We start from the raw sequence: 15759 nt of genomic DNA, 5'->3' as shown, positions 1-15759 counted from the left end.
TTAAATATAAAATATTATAAAGCGTAATATATTATAGCAGAAATACTAACAGAAAGATGCGACATTCTTTTGAATATTTATTCGTTCAAGAAAAAAGCTATCCTTTTAAAAGGATAGCTTTTTCAACTGCCACATAATTATCTATCTTTGCAGACCTCGTTTATAACGACGTGCTTCAAATATAATACGCTCTTCATCTAACGTTTTACATTCGCCATTCCAAACGACACGTTTTCCGTTAATAATTACATCGCTTATATCTTTACCACTCGCAGCATATACAAGGTGTGATAACACTTCATCTGCTGGTTGTAGATGCGGCTTGTTAGACGGGTCAATCGTAATAAAATCAGCACACTTACCAGCTTCTAGTGACCCTGTTTGTTTCATCCCGATTACTTCCGCAGCTCCTTTTGTCGCAAGAGAAAGAGCTGTTTCAACTGGTAATGCTGTTGCATCTTGGTGAATACCTTTTTGTAATAAAGTCGCTATGCGCATTTCTTCAAACATGTCTAAATTATTGTTAGACGCAACACTATCTGTTGCAATTCCTACTTTTATTCCTGCTTCTAGCATCGCTTTTACATTCGCTATACCAGAACCTAGTTTTAAATTACTATTTGGGTTATGTGCTACTCGAACGTCATTTTCTGCTAAAAATGCACGCTCATCGTCATTTAATACTACACCGTGTGCAATAACTGTTGGGCGTTTAAACAATCCGCAGCTCGCTGCATATTCTACTGGACGTTTTCCATATTGTGCTTCAATATCACGTACTTCACGCTCTGTTTCCGAAAGATGAATATGGACCATCGTTTGATTTTCTACTGCAATACGTGCGCATTCTTCTAACAGTTCTGTAGAACATGTATATGGACTATGCGGTGCAACCATCGTAGTTAACATGCCATTTTCTTTATAGTAACGCTTCACATATTTCTCAGCTTCTTCAATTGCTTTCTTTTCATCCTCTTTCGTTCCGAAGCTAAATAAAGTTCTTGAAACAGCAGCTCGCATTCCACTCCTTGATACCGTTTCCATAATTGCATCTTGATCTACTCCAATTGGATTAAACATGTCAGAAAATGATGTTGTACCACTTTTCACCATTTCAAGTAATCCTAATTCCGTACTAGCAACCGCAAGCTCTGGAGTAAACTGACTTTCAAGTGGCCAAATTCTCGTCTCCAGCCATGGTTGTAATAACATATCATCGCCAATACCTCTTAAGAGACTCATTACAACGTGTGTATGTGTGTTTACAAGCCCTGGTAAAACCCACTTTCCTTTCATGTCAATTACTTCATCTACTTCAAAATCATTAGCGAATTCTCCGCTCTTTACATCTATAATTTGATCATTTTCTACAATGATATATCCATTTTCTATCACTTCGTTTTGTTCATTCATCGTTACAATTGTAGCGTTTACATAAGTTGTTTTCAAAAGTATTTCCCCTTTCAACTCTATGAAGTTCCCTTTAATAAGTTACCACCATTATAGTAACTTATTAAAGATTAAGAGTCAAAAGATAATTTTAATTCTTTCGTTATTTTTCCCTTCAAAATGTTATATTGCTTTTCATTTGTATCTGCAAATGCTTCTTCCCGATTTGACTTTTCATCCATATAATTCAATTTCCCATTGAATTGAGTCTCTGTAAAATCAAATCTCTGCCCATCTATAAAGTTATAAAAGTGCCATACCTCTCTTACTTTTGTCTTTTTAATTTCTCCTCCGTATATGTCTTGAACGACAAGAGCTGTAACACCACATTGTCCCTTTGCTGGGTTTTCAATTGTCCACTTTGAACTCGTTTCAATCGACCACGATTTTATTAGTGCTTCATATATTCTTTTTTCCTTTACATCATCCATTCTAATCTTCCCCTACTATTAATAGTTTTACACATCATATTTCAAAAGAGGCAGTACACGACCCTTAAAGACAGTTGATGGTGTCTCTCCTATTAACTGTGCTCCCATTTTCAAGTAATATCCTTTTGCATTCGGATCACTATCAATTGTAAAACTTTTTAATCCTAGTTCATTGGCTTTTTCTATTACATACTCCCAAAGTATTTTCCCGTAACCTTTTCCTTTGTAATGAGGATGAATGTACAAGAAATCGAGAGCTTTATCATTACGTAAAAATGAGAAAAAACCAATCTTCGCATTATCGTTTACTAAAACATATACAAAATTATTTTTTATGTACTCTTCCGTAATTGTTAAATCTTCCTTACAAGCAAGTATGAATTCTTCACTATAATTCCACGTTGCTTTTGAATGCAGTGCGAGTTCACTTAATTCATTTGCTTCACTTAATAATGCTTCTCTTATCTTCATGATTCTTTTTCCTCACTTTCAATATGTACACTACTAAATTGATTCGGAAAGCACTTCAAAAAAACCTTTAATTTCCATAAAATAGAAATCGATTTTATAAATCTTTATTATAATCAGTACGATTTTCAACAATTTTTTTAAAGAAAAAGAACGCCATCCCTAAAAGTTGGCGTTCTCTTTTTCTAAAATTTAATCTTCAAGCTCACTCATTCGTTTTACTATTTCGTACGATACAAACCTATACAGTTTCTACTACCGCTTCAAGCATTGTTCCATTTTTAGCATAGTTCGTATGCCAAGAAAAAGCTTTTTCTAAAATATGAGGAGTTTGTCCACCTCTTATTTTTGCTTCTTCGTAATAAGCTCGTAGCTGTTCACGATACATTGGATGTACGCAATTCTCAATAATAAGTTCCACTCTTTCTCTTGGCGCAAGTCCCCTTAAGTCGGCATATCCCTGTTCAGTGACGATAACATCTACATCATGTTCAGTATGGTCTACATGAGAAACGAAAGGAACGATACTTGAAATGTTACCACCTTTCGCAATCGATTTAGTAACAAAGATAGCTAGGCGAGCATTTCTTGCAAAATCACCAGACCCACCAATACCATTCATCATTTTTGTACCTAAAACGTGAGTAGAGTTAACATTTCCGTATATATCTAATTCTAATGCAGTATTAATTGAGATTAATCCAAGGCGACGAATAATTTCAGGATGATTGGAAATCTCTTGTGGACGCATCATTAATTTGTCACGATATTTTTCAAAGTTAGAAAATACTTGTTGCATTTTCTCTTCAGAAAGCGTGATAGAACAACAAGAAGCAAAATTGACTTTTCCAGCATCCATAAGATCAAAAACTGCATCTTGTAAAACCTCGGAATATACTTCTAAATCTTCAAATTCTGAATCTAACATTCCATGCAATACGGCGTTAGCCACTGAACCAATTCCTGATTGTAACGGCGCTAAACGATTTGTTAATCGGCCTACTTTGACTTCTTCTCGAAGGAATTCTATTAAATGCTGTGCCATAATAACAGTTTCTTCATCCGGAGGAACAATTGTCGATGGCGAATCCAATTGATTCGTAAACACAATTCCCTTTACTTTTTCAGGATCAATTGGAATACCGATTGTTCCAATTCGGTCATCTGTTTTCACAAGCGGAATTGGAAGCCTCTCCCCTTGTTTACCTGGTTCATATAGATCATGTAGCCCCTCTAATTGCGCGGATTGAGCCATATTCATTTCAATAATAATAGACTTAGCATTTAAGGAAAACGCTAAGGAATTTCCAATTGAAGTGGTTGGAATAATCATTCCGTCCTCTGTAATCGCAACCGCTTCCAAAATAGCGAAATCTATATCCAGAACGTCAGCACGGAGTAACTCTGCTGTATGAGACAAGTGTTGATCCACAAATAAAAAGTCTCCGTTATTAATTCCTTTTCGCATAGTAGCGTCAGCTTGGAAAGGTAATCTTTTCCCTAAAATTCCTGCCTCAGCAAATAATTTGTCTACATCCGATCCTAAAGAAGCCCCAGTATAAACATTTACTTTAAAAGATTCATCATTCTTAACTCGGTTTACAAGCGCAAATGGGACTGCTTTTACATCACCTGCACGTGTAAACCCACTTAAGCCTAAAGTCATTCCACTTTGAATCCAGGAAGCTGCTTCTTCAGGTGTAACTACCCGATCTTTTAGACGTTGATCTCTGATTCTATCTAAATTGTTCTCCATATGTAATCCCTCTCTCATTGAATATTCATAATTATTTTACACATTAACACTATCAAAATAGGGATTTTAGTATACAATGCCGAAAATTCAGACAGAACAGCAAATCTAGGTTCTAAAGCAGAAAAATTTAGAATCCTAGAAGTTTACGGAAATAACTAGCGTATGATTGACTAACTGGTACTCTCTCACCATTATCCATCGAAAGTACAAAAGTAGAATGGGTATCAGGATAAATCGCTTTAATATGATTAACATTTACAATAAACGAACGGTGACATCTAATAAATGAATCTTTCGGAAGCAAGTATTCGAATTCTTGCAGAGAGTATTTATGTGTTCCTGATAACTCTTCTGAATTCACATACGTCTTTTTATCTTTAGCCTCTAAATACATAACCTTTGAAAAAGGAACCGGAATCCAGCCGTCTGTTGTTTTTAAAGTAACAACTGACTTTCCATCCGTTAAAGCTGGATAAATTGCCGTCACGCACCCTTCAAGCTTTCCATTGTTTGAAAATGGTACAGCCATTCCATGATAAGGAATACCAAAAACATCCCGATTCATAAACTCAGATGTTTTTTGATTCATCACCATCGCTTTATGAGCAATCGTTCCTTCCTTTATAGGATCCCCGACACTAATCTTTAAATCAATTCGTTTACTTGGCCGATAGTAAATATATTCTTTCGTATTCGAAACAGCAATTGAAATTTCATCTGAAAATAGTTCCCCAACAACATCTAGTAATAAACCTAACGTTCTATCTTCCATTCTATTAACACCTCATTCACTATTATACTACTATTATGAACGAGCATCTGTTGCTTTATAAAAAGTTTAATTTTAAATTACTTTTAAAATTAGTTTTATTCACTATTACTTCGTTACTACAAAAAACCTCACTTCAGAAAAGTGAGGTTTCCTCTCATACAATATTTTTTTATTTTTTATTAAGTAAAGTGAATTTAAGAATTTATTGCCCCTATTTCTGTATAATAAATAATCCCAAACTACAAACAGTTTGGGATTATCTTTCTCATTTATTATGCGCATCTAACCACGAAATTAAATCTTTAAATACTTCATCCTTATTTACTTCATGAAACATTTCATGTCTACCATTTTCATATAAACGTAGTGTCACGTCTTTCACACCACATTTTTTATAGTTTTCATATACTTCTTTTACACCTTTCCCCATATCGCCAACAGGATCACGATCACCAGAGAATATATGTATTGGAAGATTCTTTGGCGTCTTCTTGTATTCTTCTAGTTTATTTACTTCTAATACACCAGAAAATAATTCTCGGTAAAAACTCGTCGTACAAATGAAACCACATAACGGATCCGCAATATATTTATCAACTTGATTATTATCTGAAGATAACCAATCAAATTTTGTACGATTTGGCTTAAAGTTCGAATTGAAGTTTCCGAAAGATAAAAAGTTTAACATTGGACTTTTCGTTTTTGCCCCACGCAATTTCATTTCGATTGTTGCTACTTTATGACCAATAGCTCCTAAAAGCCCTGGATTTCCACCTGTTCCTGAAATCAGAAATCCATCATATAATTCGCCTCTAAGTTGTACAGCACGTCTTGATAAAAAAGAACCCATACTATGTCCAAGTAAAAACAAAGGACTTGACTGCTCTTCTTTTATCTTTTCTGAAACAAAGATAACATCCGATACAACTTGATTCCAGCCTATATTTGGTTCAAAATGACCATAATCTTCTTCTTTTTTTACTGTTTTCCCATGTCCTTTATGATCATGCGCATAAACACCATACCCTGCTTCCAATAAAGCATCTACAAATTCTGTATACACCCCTGCATGCTCTGTCATGCCATGTGCAATTTGAATAATTCCTCTCGGATCTCCTTCTGGTAACCACTTACGCAAATAAATTTCCGATCCATCCAATGCCGTAACGAAACTTTCCTGTACATTCATTTCGTCAGCCCCCAACTCTATTATGTATAGCTTTAAGAAAATGAATATCCATTCACTTTTCTTATTTTATATTATATGTAATTGCTTTCATTATGACAAATGATGTATTTTTCAGACTTGCTTTTAAACTAATTTCTTGACGAATTCAAAATAAAATTATATAGTTACTTACATAAAGTAACTATATAATTTTTAGGAGGTTCCTACTATTATGATGCCATCATTATTTTTAGCACATGGTTCGCCTATGCTCGCTATTCAAGATACAGACTATACACGATTTTTAAAAACACTTGGAGAAACATATAAACCGAAAGCAATTGTTATTTTCACTGCTCATTGGGAAAGTGAAGTATTAACGATTTCCTCATCAGATAACGAGTATGAAACAATTTATGATTTTGGAGGTTTTCCCCCTGAGTTATACGAAATCAAATATCGTGCGAAAGGCTCTTCTCATATTGCATCTATTTTAGAAACAAAATTTAAGAACAAAGGTATTTCAGTCCATCATAATATGACGAGAGGTTTAGATCATGGTTCATGGACACTCCTGCACCGCATGTATCCAGAAGCAAATATTCCTGTCGTGCAAATATCAGTCAATCCATTCCTTTCTGCAAAAGAACAATTTGAAATTGGAGAAGCACTTAAAGGACTCGGACAAGAAGATATTTTAGTAATCGGGAGTGGCGTTACCGTTCATAATTTACGAGCACTGAAATGGAATCAAACTACACCTGAAAAATGGGCAATTGAATTTGATGATTGGATTATTAAACATATGCAGAATAACGATAAAGATGCATTGTTTAATTGGGAGAAAAATGCTCCTCATGCACAATTAGCAGTACCAAGAGCAGAACATTTTGTTCCTTTATTTATCGCTATGGGAAGTGGTGAAAATAGCGGTGAAGTCATTCACCGTAGTTACGAGCTTGGTACATTAAGTTATCTTTGTGTTCGATTTTAAAGAAAAGGATGAAGCACATGCTGCTTCATCCTTTTTCTTTTTCATTCACTTAGTTAACTAACTTCCAAATGTCGGTTCTCTGATACCTCTTCGTTCTTATTATGAAAATAAACCCAAATACACGCAATAAATAATAGTGAAGATGTAGAGAGGAAAACATATTGGAAACCTGCATGCGCTGCAATTTGTCCCCCGAGCACTGGACCCATCATATTTCCTAAAAACTGAAATGATTGATTATATCCAAATATTCGTCCCGTAACATGGGTTGGTGTATGTTGTTTTAGTAGAGTTTGTACGGAAGGTAATAATCCTGCTTGTGCGATACCTAATAAAAATCGAAGAATTAATAGTTGCCAAGCTGACGTTACAAATGCTTGCGGGATAAAAATAGTTCCTGCAGCAAATAACGCTACAACTAACGTTTTTTGAGGACCGATATGATCTGATAATCTTCCTAGTCTTGGTGCTGCCAAAATAACTGCTAATCCTGTCGCTGACATAACTGCACCCGCAATTGTTTCAATATGTGCAGTATGAGGACCTACTAAATTTTTCACGTACAATGTAACAATTGGTTGAACTGACATATTAGCAAGTTGAATAATAAATGTTGTTACAAATAAACTAATAATTAAATGCTTCGCTGGGACCATCGTCCATACTTTTTTCGGCTGTGTTTTTTTTGCTTGAGCAGAGTGATTTTCTTCATGCAGGAAGAAAAAAACGATGAGAAAGGAAAGGAATAAAAAAGCTCCCGTAACAAGAAAGACATGACGCATTCCAATTAACTCAGACAAATAACCGCCAAGTAACGGGCCAAGTAACGAACCGCTCACACCACCAGTTGAAATTGTGGAAATCGCCCAACCTGAATGTTCTTTCGGAGTTTCTGCTGCAATAAATGTCATCGCTGTTGAAAGGAAACCAGATACTGCTCCCATTAAAAATCTTAGTGCGACTAGTTGATACACATCCGTTACAAACCCCATAAGCGTCATAATAATCGCCATACCGAGGCTAGCACGAATAAGCATCAATTTCCGTCCATGTATATCACCAAGCTTTCCCCATATTGGCGATACGATCGCACCCATTAAAAATGTTACACCAAATGCAAGTCCCGACCACTGTGCAATGCTTGAAGTGCCAGTTACTCCTAATTCCTCAATATAAAAAGATAAGAAAGGAATTACTAAACTCATACCGGCTGCAGTGGTAAAACAACCTAGCCAACAAATCATTAAATTCCGTTTCCAGCTGGCCATTTTCACACCTTCTTTCTTTAGATACCCATTCTACACCCTTTCTTGTAAAAAGTTTAGTAATTTGCTTTATATGCAAGATTTACTACAAAACCCGCTATTTTCTAGTAAAAAACACTACATCTCTACATCATTTTCATAATAAAACCAACTCCTCTATATGAAGTTGGTTACTTATTATCTATCGGTATTAAACGAGCATTACAATTTCTCTTGTAAAACTCAATGGGACCTGCTTGTCCAATAATCGCATATTCATATCCATCTTGCTTCATATTATATAAACAATGATGCAATAATTCTTTTCCTACACCTTTCACACGATTTTGTTTCGCTATGCCCATTGGACCAAACAAGCCTTTCTTTCCTCTCACTACATCGTAACAGGCGAAACCAACTATTACTTCCTCCTGCTGTGCAATATAGATAGGTAACTTTTCGTTATATGTCCGAAATCCATAATCAACCGACTGTAACCACCGTTCACCAAATTCATCCACTACAAATCGTGATAACTTATCAAAATCAGAAGGACTAACTCTTCTTACATGACAAAATAATGTATTATAAATAGATTTAAAACTATTTAAATCAACCGCTAAGTCTCTCGGTGCAGCTGTAATACGTAATATATCTTCTTGCATTTGTGTATGTATAAATCCACCAATATTTGTATCTACATGAAATAATGCATACATAACATGTCCTTCATTTACTACTACTTGCTGAAAGCGTTCCATACGTTTCTTCGCTATTTGTAAAATTTCTATCGCCTTATAAGATAGTTTATATTGCCCTATTTTTTTATACTCTTGATTATGTAAATCGAATTGTTTTCGTAACGAAAGTTTTTCTAAAAAATCTGGACCGACTTTGTGAAACAAATACATAAATAACTCAGCGCAAACTCCTGTACCTTCTTTACACATACCTATAAACAGATGGACTGGGTGAATTATGTTATACTCACTCTCTTTTGCTGCAATCTCCAATATTTTATGCACACGTTTTGTAAATTGAAATTCCTCCATATGTGTTTCCATCCTCTACTAATTTACTAACAAACCGTAACCATAAATAATTGAAACAATTACACCCACTACCAATATACCTGGAAGTAAATTTGCCACCTTGATTTTAATAATACTAAGCAAGTTCAATCCAATAGCAGATATCATAATGCCGCCCGTAGCCGTCATCTCCACTATAAATTGGTTCATTAATTCTTTCGGGACAAAACTATTAATTTGTGTTGCAAAAACTGCAATACCACCTTCATATAAAACAACTGGAATTGCCGAAAATACTACGCCAATTCCTAGAGTTGTCGTTAATATAATAGAAATAAATCCATCGATAATCGCCTTTGTAAATAAAATATCATGATTTCCGCGAATCCCACTGTCAAGTGCACCAAGTATCCCCATCGCGCCAATTGCAAAAATTAAAGTAGCTGTTACAAAACCTTCTGATATGCTACCTTTCCCTTTCGATCCAACTTTATTTTCTAGCCAATCCCCTAAATGTTTTAACTTTTCTTCTAATTGTAACCATTCTCCAATTACCGTACCAATCACTAAACTCAGTATGACAACAAGAAAGTTTTCACTTTTTAATGCCATTTGAAGCCCAAGCACAGTAACCGCTAAACCGATTGCGTGCATTATCGTCCCTTTCATACTTTCTGGAATCCTACTAAATAATTTACCAAGTAAAGTACCAAATATAATACAAATTCCATTTACAACTGCTCCTAATATAACCATTTCTCATTCTTCACCCTTCGAATTCTTTATTTCTATATTTTGGTTTATACATTGATTTACAGGTTATCTATATGTTAACTTAATATTGAGAATATTAACAAATGTTTTCCACTACATAACCCGCTATTTTTTGTAACTTTAATTACCTTTAATAGATTCAGTGTTAATTTAATTGCGGGATAATATTAAAAGGGAAGGTATATATGAAAACTTTACTAAAACGATTTTTGTTAATAGCCTTTTTCATTACACCGATTGTTTTATTAATCAATTACTCTTTTATTTCAAAAGCAAAAGACAAACCCGATTTGCAAAACAAATCTAGTAAAACCGCTTCAAAAAGCGAAAAGAAAATAGAAGACCAAGAAATCACACTCACCTTCTCTGGTGATACAATGTTTGATTGGCAATTACGTCCTATAATCGAAAAGAATGGGGCTGATTACCCATTCCAACATGTAAAAGAAGAAATAAAAAAAGCTGATATTTCTTTTGTGAATTTAGAGTCGGCATTTACAACGAAAGAAAAGAAAGCACCTGGGCAACTGTTTTGGATTAAAAGTGATCCATCTACACTACAAGCTATTAAAAACACTGGATATGACATCGTAAATATTGGGAATAACCACACACTTGATTATGGGCAAGATGGATTATTAGATACGATTTCTCACGTAGAAAAATTAAAGTTCCCTTACATTGGAGCCGGAAAAAATGCGAAAGATGCATATACAGCACGAGAAATGACCGTAAAAGGGAAAAAGTTTAAATTTCTTTCCTTCGTTCGATTTATGCCTGATTCTAATTGGGTAGCTGGTGAGAATAAACCTGGCGTTGCGAATGGCTATGATTTAAATCTTGTAACAAAAACAATTAAAGAACAAAAGAAAGATGCAGACTATTTAATCGTCTATATGCATTGGGGCGTTGAAAAATCAAATCGTCCGGTAGAATACCAAAAGCAATATGTACCTAAAATGGTTGAAGCAGGAGCTAACGCAATTGTCGGGAGCCATCCACATTGGTTACAAGGGTTTGAGTATTATAATAAAGTTCCTATCGCTTACTCATTAGGTAACTTTTTATTCCCGAGTTATGTGAATGGGAAAAGCGCTGAAACTGGCGTATTAACTTTAACTTTTAAAGGAAAGGATGTCCAAATGTCATTCAATCCTTATATCATTCGCAACAACCAAGTTTCCCCTGTAAATGAAGGAGAAAAGAAAAAAGCTCTTCAATATTTACAAACAATTTCAACTGATGTAGAAATTGATGATACAGGGAAAATAAAAAACAAACGAAACTAGACAGCTCAAGATCTATTTCTCTGTAATATACTTTACAGAATAGGTGATAAACATGCTGAAAGAGTTATTAGAAAATATAAACCTCTTAGAAAACATCTATAAAATGTCTATAGCAATCCTGCTTTTATGTTCCTTTTATTCTGTGAGACTATTTAAAAAAATAAAGCGAGAGAGAAATCTTACTCCTTTTGAATTTACAATGTATGTAATCATTCGTATTGCGATACTCTTTTGGTTAGCTAGCTTTATTCTTCTTGAATTTAATGAGTACCTAGTTTAACTATAAAAAAGATAGAACAAGCACTATATTCCCTCGCTTGTATCTATCTTTTTTATTTACATTCTAACTCTTTCCTTCTATTAAATAAGCAAATCAAACAAAACAGGGTTTTTATTAAGTTCCATAAATTGAATATTATTTTCTTTAAAGCGAGTAATTAATTGCTCATAATCTTCTTTATGTTTTAATTCTACGCCGACTAATGCTGGACCATTTTCTTTATTATGTTTCTTAATATACTCAAAGCGCGTAATGTCATCTTCTGGTCCTAATCCTTTATCAAGAAATTCTCTTAGCGCACCTGAACGCTGCGGAAATTCAATGATAAAGTAATGTTTCAGTCCTTCATAAATGAGCGAACGCTCTTTCATTTCTTGCATTCTATCAATATCATTATTTCCACCACTTAGCGTACATACAACTGTTTTACCTTTTATTTCATCTCTATATAAATCAAGCGCTGCAATAGAGAGTGCACCAGCCGGTTCAGCTACAATCGCATTTTTCTTATACAGTTCTAAAATCGTCGTACAAACTTTCCCCTCTGGTACTAAAATAATATCGTCAATTACATCTTTACAAGTTTCAAATGTTAACTTTCCTACTTTTTTAACAGCTGCCCCATCAACAAAGCTATCTATTTTCTCCAATGCTACATTTTCATTTTGAAGAAAAGCCTCTTTCATAGATGCAGCTCCCATTGGCTCTACACCAATAACCTTTGTAGTAGGACTAACACCTTTTACATATGTACCAACTCCTGATGCTAATCCACCACCGCCAATTGCTGTAAAGATATAATCAACCGGTTTCTCCATATCATGCATAATTTCAACTGCCACTGTCCCTTGACCAGCAACTACATACGGATCATCAAACGGATGAACAAATGTCATTCTATTTTCTTCACAATAACACTGTGCTTCTTGGAAAGAGCTATCGAATGTATCACCAACTAATACAATCTCTGCGAAATCACCACCGAAAAATTGTACTTGTGATACTTTTTGTTTCGGTGTTGTTGTGGGCATAAATATTTTTGACGGAATCTTCAATAAATTACACGTGTAAGCAACTCCTTGCGCATGATTACCAGCACTTGCACAAACAACACCGTTTTGTAACTTTTCTTTCGGTAAACTTTGAATCAAATTGTATGCACCACGAATTTTGAAAGAGCGAATTAATTGTAAGTCTTCTCGTTTTACATAAACGTCACAATCATATTTCTCAGATAAAACTGTATCACGTTGTAACGGTGTTTTAATAACGATATCTTTCATGCAATTATGGGCCATTAAGATATCTTCAATTTTCACTCTCTCCTTTACCTTTTGCACCATTATATATCATCCTTATCTCTTTTAAATTGGCTCAATCAAAATGTGGGATTTTCAGAACAGCCCCTGTATTCGCCGATGTTACCATTTGTGCATAACGTCCAAGCCAGCCAGTTTTCACTTTTGGTTCTGGTCGTTTCCATTCTTTTTTACGCTTTTCTAATTCCTCATCACTCACCCTTACTTCTAGCAAGCGTTCTTCAACATCAATACATACAATATCCCCTTGTTCAAGAAGTGCAATCATCCCGCCCGCTGCTGCTTCTGGTGAAATATGTCCTACTGAAATTCCACGTGAAGCTCCAGAAAAACGTCCATCTGTTAATAATGCAACCTCAGCACCTAATCCCATTCCAGCAATTGCTGATGTTGGGGCTAACATTTCTGGCATACCAGGGCCACCTCTTGGTCCTTCATAACGAATGACAACTACATCTCCTTTTTTCACTTTCCCAAGCATAATGCCCGCAAGTGCCTCATCTTGTGAATTAAAAATAACGCAAGGCCCTTCAAAACGCTTTACCTCTGTTGCACCGCTTTTAATAACCGCTCCATCTTTAGCAAGATTTCCTTTTAATATACGTAAGCCCCCCTCTTCACTATGAGGGTTTTCGAGAGAGTGAATAACCTCCTTATCTTTAATCTCTGCCTCAGCGATATTTTCTCTTAATGTTTGCCCAGTAGCAGTTATTCGATCAAGATGAAGTACTCCTTCTTTCCGGCTCATCTCTTTCAAAATTGCACTAATCCCGCCCGCACGATCAATATCTTCCATATGCCAATTTGAGGCTGGACTTACTTTACATAAATGAGGTACACGTCTTGAAACTGCATCAATACGGTTCATATCATAATCTAGTCCTGCCTCTTGTGCGAGTGCTAGCGTATGTAATACTGTATTCGTTGATCCACCCATCGCCATATCAAGTGCAAAAGCATCGTCAATTGCTTCTTCTGTTACAATATCACGCGGCTTAATATCTCTTTCAATTAAAATTTTCAATTTCTCTGCTGCTTGTTTAATTAACTCTTCACGTCTTGGATCAATTGCTAAAATACTCCCGTTACCAGGAAGAGCTAAACCTAATACTTCACATAAACAATTCATAGAGTTCGCGGTAAACATACCCGAACAAGAGCCACAAGATGGACAGCCATGATCTTCAATATCTTTTAATTCTTCTTCTGAAATTTTCCCAGATTGATAAGCTCCTACCCCTTCAAAAACAGAGCTTAAATCAACAACTTCTCCTTTTGACGTTTTTCCAGCCGCCATCGGGCCGCCTGAAACAAACACAGTCGGAATATTAATACGTAGTGCAGCCATCATCATACCTGGTGTAATTTTGTCACAGTTTGGGATACAAATCATGCCGTCAAACCAGTGTGCATTTACAACCGTTTCTACTGAATCTGCAATAATTTCACGACTCGGAAGAGAATAACGCATACCGATATGTCCCATCGCAATACCATCGTCAACTCCAATTGTATTGAATTCGAATGGTACCATACCTGCCGCGCGAACTGCCTCTTTTACAAGTTTCCCAAACTCGTTCAAGTGTTTATGCCCTGGAATAATTTCAATAAAAGAATTACAAATCGCTATGAAAGGTTTATCAAAATCTTCATCTTTCAAACCAGTTGCTTTTAATAAACTACGGTGCGGTGCTTTATCAAAACCTTTTTTAATCATGTCACTTCTCATCTTGTCAAATCCCCTCTTACATATTTTTCATTTATACTCTCTTACTCTATTTCTTTACTAATTCTTTCGGTGCATGAATCCAGCTCATCATTTCACGAAGCTCTGCTCCCACTTTTTCTAATTGATGATTTTGTTCTGCTTTTTTCATTGCGTTATACGTCGGACGCCCTGCTTGATTTTCTAAAATCCATTTCTTCGCAAATTCACCTTGCTGAATTTCTGTCAGAACACGCTTCATTTCCTTCTTCGTTTCATCTGTAACAATTCTCGATCCTGTTACATAATCTCCAAACTCTGCCGTATCTGAAATAGAATGGCGCATAGTCGTTAATCCACCTTCGTACATTAAGTCAACAATTAGCTTTAATTCATGCAAACATTCAAAGTATGCAATTTCAGGACGATATCCACCTTCCGTTAACGTTTCGAACCCGGCCTTCACAAGTGCAGTTACCCCGCCGCAAAGTACAGCTTGCTCACCGAATAAATCCGTTTCGGTTTCTTCTTGGAATGTCGTTTCAATTACCCCCGCACGTGTACACCCTACACCTTTTGCATACGCCAGTGCTACATGTAGCGCTGTTCCCGTCGCATCTTGATGCACTGCGACTAATGCTGGAACACCATTTCCTTCTTGAAATACACGGCGAACGAGATGACCTGGACTTTTTGGCGCGACCATCGCTACATCTACGTAACTTGGCGGATTAATTTGTCCGAAGTGAATGTTAAATCCATGTGAGAAAAGTAACATTTGTCCTTCACGAAGATTCTCTTCTACCTCTGCTTTATACACATGAGCTTGCTGTTCATCTGGCAATAACATTTGTACAACTTGTGCGGTTCGAACCGCTTCTGAAACAGACATTACTTCAAATCCATCCGCTTTCGCTACTTCATACGACTTACCAGGACGAACACCAACTACAACCTCTACACCAGAATCACGTAAATTTTGTGCTTGCGCATGACCTTGTGATCCATAACCAACTACTGCAACAGTTTTTCCTTGTAATAACTCTACATTTGCATCTTTTTCATAATATGTTTTCATA

At 35.7% G+C, this 15759-nt stretch carries 15 protein-coding genes; 3 read left to right on the top strand and 12 right to left on the bottom strand.

Going from position 1 to position 15759, the window contains the following annotated elements; translation table 11 throughout:
- Positions 1-141 precede the first annotated feature (141 nt).
- From ACUL40_RS01190 to ACUL40_RS01165, 6 genes are all read right to left on the bottom strand, one after another.
- Positions 142-1467: a bifunctional S-methyl-5'-thioadenosine deaminase/S-adenosylhomocysteine deaminase gene (locus ACUL40_RS01190; RefSeq protein ID WP_142343300.1), complete on the bottom strand. Its 1326-nt coding sequence runs from the start codon at positions 1465-1467 to the stop codon at positions 142-144.
- 53 nt (positions 1468-1520) lie between these two features.
- A complete protein-coding gene (locus ACUL40_RS01185) occupies positions 1521-1880 on the bottom strand; it encodes a YunG family protein (RefSeq protein ID WP_000342907.1) in 360 nt (119 codons plus the stop codon).
- 27 nt (positions 1881-1907) lie between these two features.
- Entirely contained in the window at positions 1908-2351 is a 444-nt protein-coding gene (locus ACUL40_RS01180; protein ID WP_000701899.1) for a GNAT family N-acetyltransferase, read from the bottom strand.
- Positions 2352-2589: 238 nt separating this feature from the next.
- Entirely contained in the window at positions 2590-4104 is a 1515-nt protein-coding gene (locus ACUL40_RS01175; RefSeq protein WP_326038304.1) for an acetyl-CoA hydrolase/transferase family protein, read from the bottom strand.
- Between the two features lie 127 nt (positions 4105-4231).
- On the bottom strand, positions 4232-4876 hold the full coding sequence (locus tag ACUL40_RS01170; RefSeq protein WP_000390211.1) for a LytTR family DNA-binding domain-containing protein: 645 nt from the start codon (positions 4874-4876) through the stop codon (positions 4232-4234).
- Positions 4877-5141: 265 nt separating this feature from the next.
- Positions 5142-6065, bottom strand: a complete 924-nt coding sequence (locus ACUL40_RS01165) for an alpha/beta hydrolase (RefSeq protein WP_001102581.1) — start codon at positions 6063-6065, stop codon at positions 5142-5144.
- 211 nt (positions 6066-6276) lie between these two features.
- Between ACUL40_RS01165 and ACUL40_RS01160 the strand changes: the two genes are divergently transcribed.
- Positions 6277-7038 carry a DODA-type extradiol aromatic ring-opening family dioxygenase gene (locus ACUL40_RS01160; RefSeq protein ID WP_000982900.1) on the top strand — a complete coding sequence of 254 codons (762 nt, stop codon included), beginning with the start codon at positions 6277-6279 and terminating at the stop codon, positions 7036-7038.
- A gap of 53 nt (positions 7039-7091) precedes the next feature.
- On the opposite strand, the gene ACUL40_RS01155 is transcribed toward ACUL40_RS01160, so the two are convergent.
- The 3 genes from ACUL40_RS01155 to ACUL40_RS01145 form a co-directional block, all read right to left on the bottom strand.
- Complete coding sequence (locus tag ACUL40_RS01155) at positions 7092-8306, bottom strand: multidrug efflux MFS transporter (RefSeq protein WP_445422931.1); 1215 nt, start codon at positions 8304-8306, stop codon at positions 7092-7094.
- A gap of 167 nt (positions 8307-8473) precedes the next feature.
- Positions 8474-9334: a GNAT family N-acetyltransferase gene (locus tag ACUL40_RS01150; protein WP_336766047.1), complete on the bottom strand. Its 861-nt coding sequence runs from the start codon at positions 9332-9334 to the stop codon at positions 8474-8476.
- 18 nt (positions 9335-9352) lie between these two features.
- On the bottom strand, positions 9353-10069 hold the full coding sequence (locus ACUL40_RS01145; protein WP_000236030.1) for a DUF554 domain-containing protein: 717 nt from the start codon (positions 10067-10069) through the stop codon (positions 9353-9355).
- A 203-nt stretch (positions 10070-10272) separates the two neighbouring features.
- Here ACUL40_RS01145 and ACUL40_RS01140 point away from each other — a divergent pair, with 203 nt between their 5' ends.
- Positions 10273-11376 (top strand): CapA family protein, encoded by a 1104-nt coding sequence (locus ACUL40_RS01140; protein ID WP_000854536.1) that lies wholly within the window; start codon positions 10273-10275, stop codon positions 11374-11376.
- A gap of 52 nt (positions 11377-11428) precedes the next feature.
- The gene (locus ACUL40_RS01135; protein WP_000910604.1) at positions 11429-11656 is read left to right on the top strand and encodes a hypothetical protein; all 228 of its coding nucleotides are present in this window, start codon (positions 11429-11431) and stop codon (positions 11654-11656) included.
- A gap of 80 nt (positions 11657-11736) precedes the next feature.
- Here ACUL40_RS01135 and ilvA read toward each other — a convergent pair whose 3' ends face one another.
- The 3 genes from ilvA to ilvC are packed head-to-tail and all read right to left on the bottom strand — an operon-like array spanning position 11737 to position 15758.
- A complete protein-coding gene (gene ilvA / locus ACUL40_RS01130; RefSeq protein ID WP_000250327.1) occupies positions 11737-12999 on the bottom strand; it encodes a threonine ammonia-lyase IlvA in 1263 nt (420 codons plus the stop codon).
- 31 nt (positions 13000-13030) lie between these two features.
- Complete coding sequence (ilvD, locus tag ACUL40_RS01125) at positions 13031-14704, bottom strand: dihydroxy-acid dehydratase (RefSeq protein ID WP_001255814.1); 1674 nt, start codon at positions 14702-14704, stop codon at positions 13031-13033.
- Positions 14705-14750: 46 nt separating this feature from the next.
- Positions 14751-15758, bottom strand: coding sequence for a ketol-acid reductoisomerase (ilvC, locus tag ACUL40_RS01120; protein WP_000861143.1), 1008 nt, complete (start codon positions 15756-15758; stop codon positions 14751-14753).
- Between the last annotated feature and the right edge of the window lies 1 nt (position 15759).

The organism is Bacillus sp. KNSH39 (assembly GCF_052656585.1).
The sequence above is the reverse complement of the archived record's forward strand: the minus strand, read 5'-3'. Positions and strand labels throughout refer to the sequence as shown.

Excerpts from the sequence above, each read along its gene's own strand:
- ACUL40_RS01185 (WP_000342907.1), bottom strand. The coding sequence starts at position 1,880 with ATGGATGATGTAAAGGAAAAAAGAATATATGAAGCACTAATAAAATCG.
- ACUL40_RS01180 (WP_000701899.1), bottom strand. The coding sequence starts at position 2,351 with ATGAAGATAAGAGAAGCATTATTAAGTGAAGCAAATGAATTAAGTGAA.
- ACUL40_RS01175 (WP_326038304.1), bottom strand. The coding sequence starts at position 4,104 with ATGGAGAACAATTTAGATAGAATCAGAGATCAACGTCTAAAAGATCGG.
- ACUL40_RS01170 (WP_000390211.1), bottom strand. The coding sequence starts at position 4,876 with ATGGAAGATAGAACGTTAGGTTTATTACTAGATGTTGTTGGGGAACTA.
- ACUL40_RS01165 (WP_001102581.1), bottom strand. The coding sequence starts at position 6,065 with ATGAATGTACAGGAAAGTTTCGTTACGGCATTGGATGGATCGGAAATT.
- ACUL40_RS01160 (WP_000982900.1), top strand. The coding sequence starts at position 6,277 with ATGATGCCATCATTATTTTTAGCACATGGTTCGCCTATGCTCGCTATT.
- ACUL40_RS01155 (WP_445422931.1), bottom strand. The coding sequence starts at position 8,306 with ATGGCCAGCTGGAAACGGAATTTAATGATTTGTTGGCTAGGTTGTTTT.
- ACUL40_RS01150 (WP_336766047.1), bottom strand. The coding sequence starts at position 9,334 with ATGGAGGAATTTCAATTTACAAAACGTGTGCATAAAATATTGGAGATT.
- ACUL40_RS01145 (WP_000236030.1), bottom strand. The coding sequence starts at position 10,069 with ATGGTTATATTAGGAGCAGTTGTAAATGGAATTTGTATTATATTTGGT.
- ACUL40_RS01140 (WP_000854536.1), top strand. The coding sequence starts at position 10,273 with ATGAAAACTTTACTAAAACGATTTTTGTTAATAGCCTTTTTCATTACA.
- ACUL40_RS01135 (WP_000910604.1), top strand. The coding sequence starts at position 11,429 with ATGCTGAAAGAGTTATTAGAAAATATAAACCTCTTAGAAAACATCTAT.
- ilvA (WP_000250327.1), bottom strand. The coding sequence starts at position 12,999 with ATGGTGCAAAAGGTAAAGGAGAGAGTGAAAATTGAAGATATCTTAATG.
- ilvD (WP_001255814.1), bottom strand. The coding sequence starts at position 14,704 with ATGAGAAGTGACATGATTAAAAAAGGTTTTGATAAAGCACCGCACCGT.
- ilvC (WP_000861143.1), bottom strand. The coding sequence starts at position 15,758 with ATGAAAACATATTATGAAAAAGATGCAAATGTAGAGTTATTACAAGGA.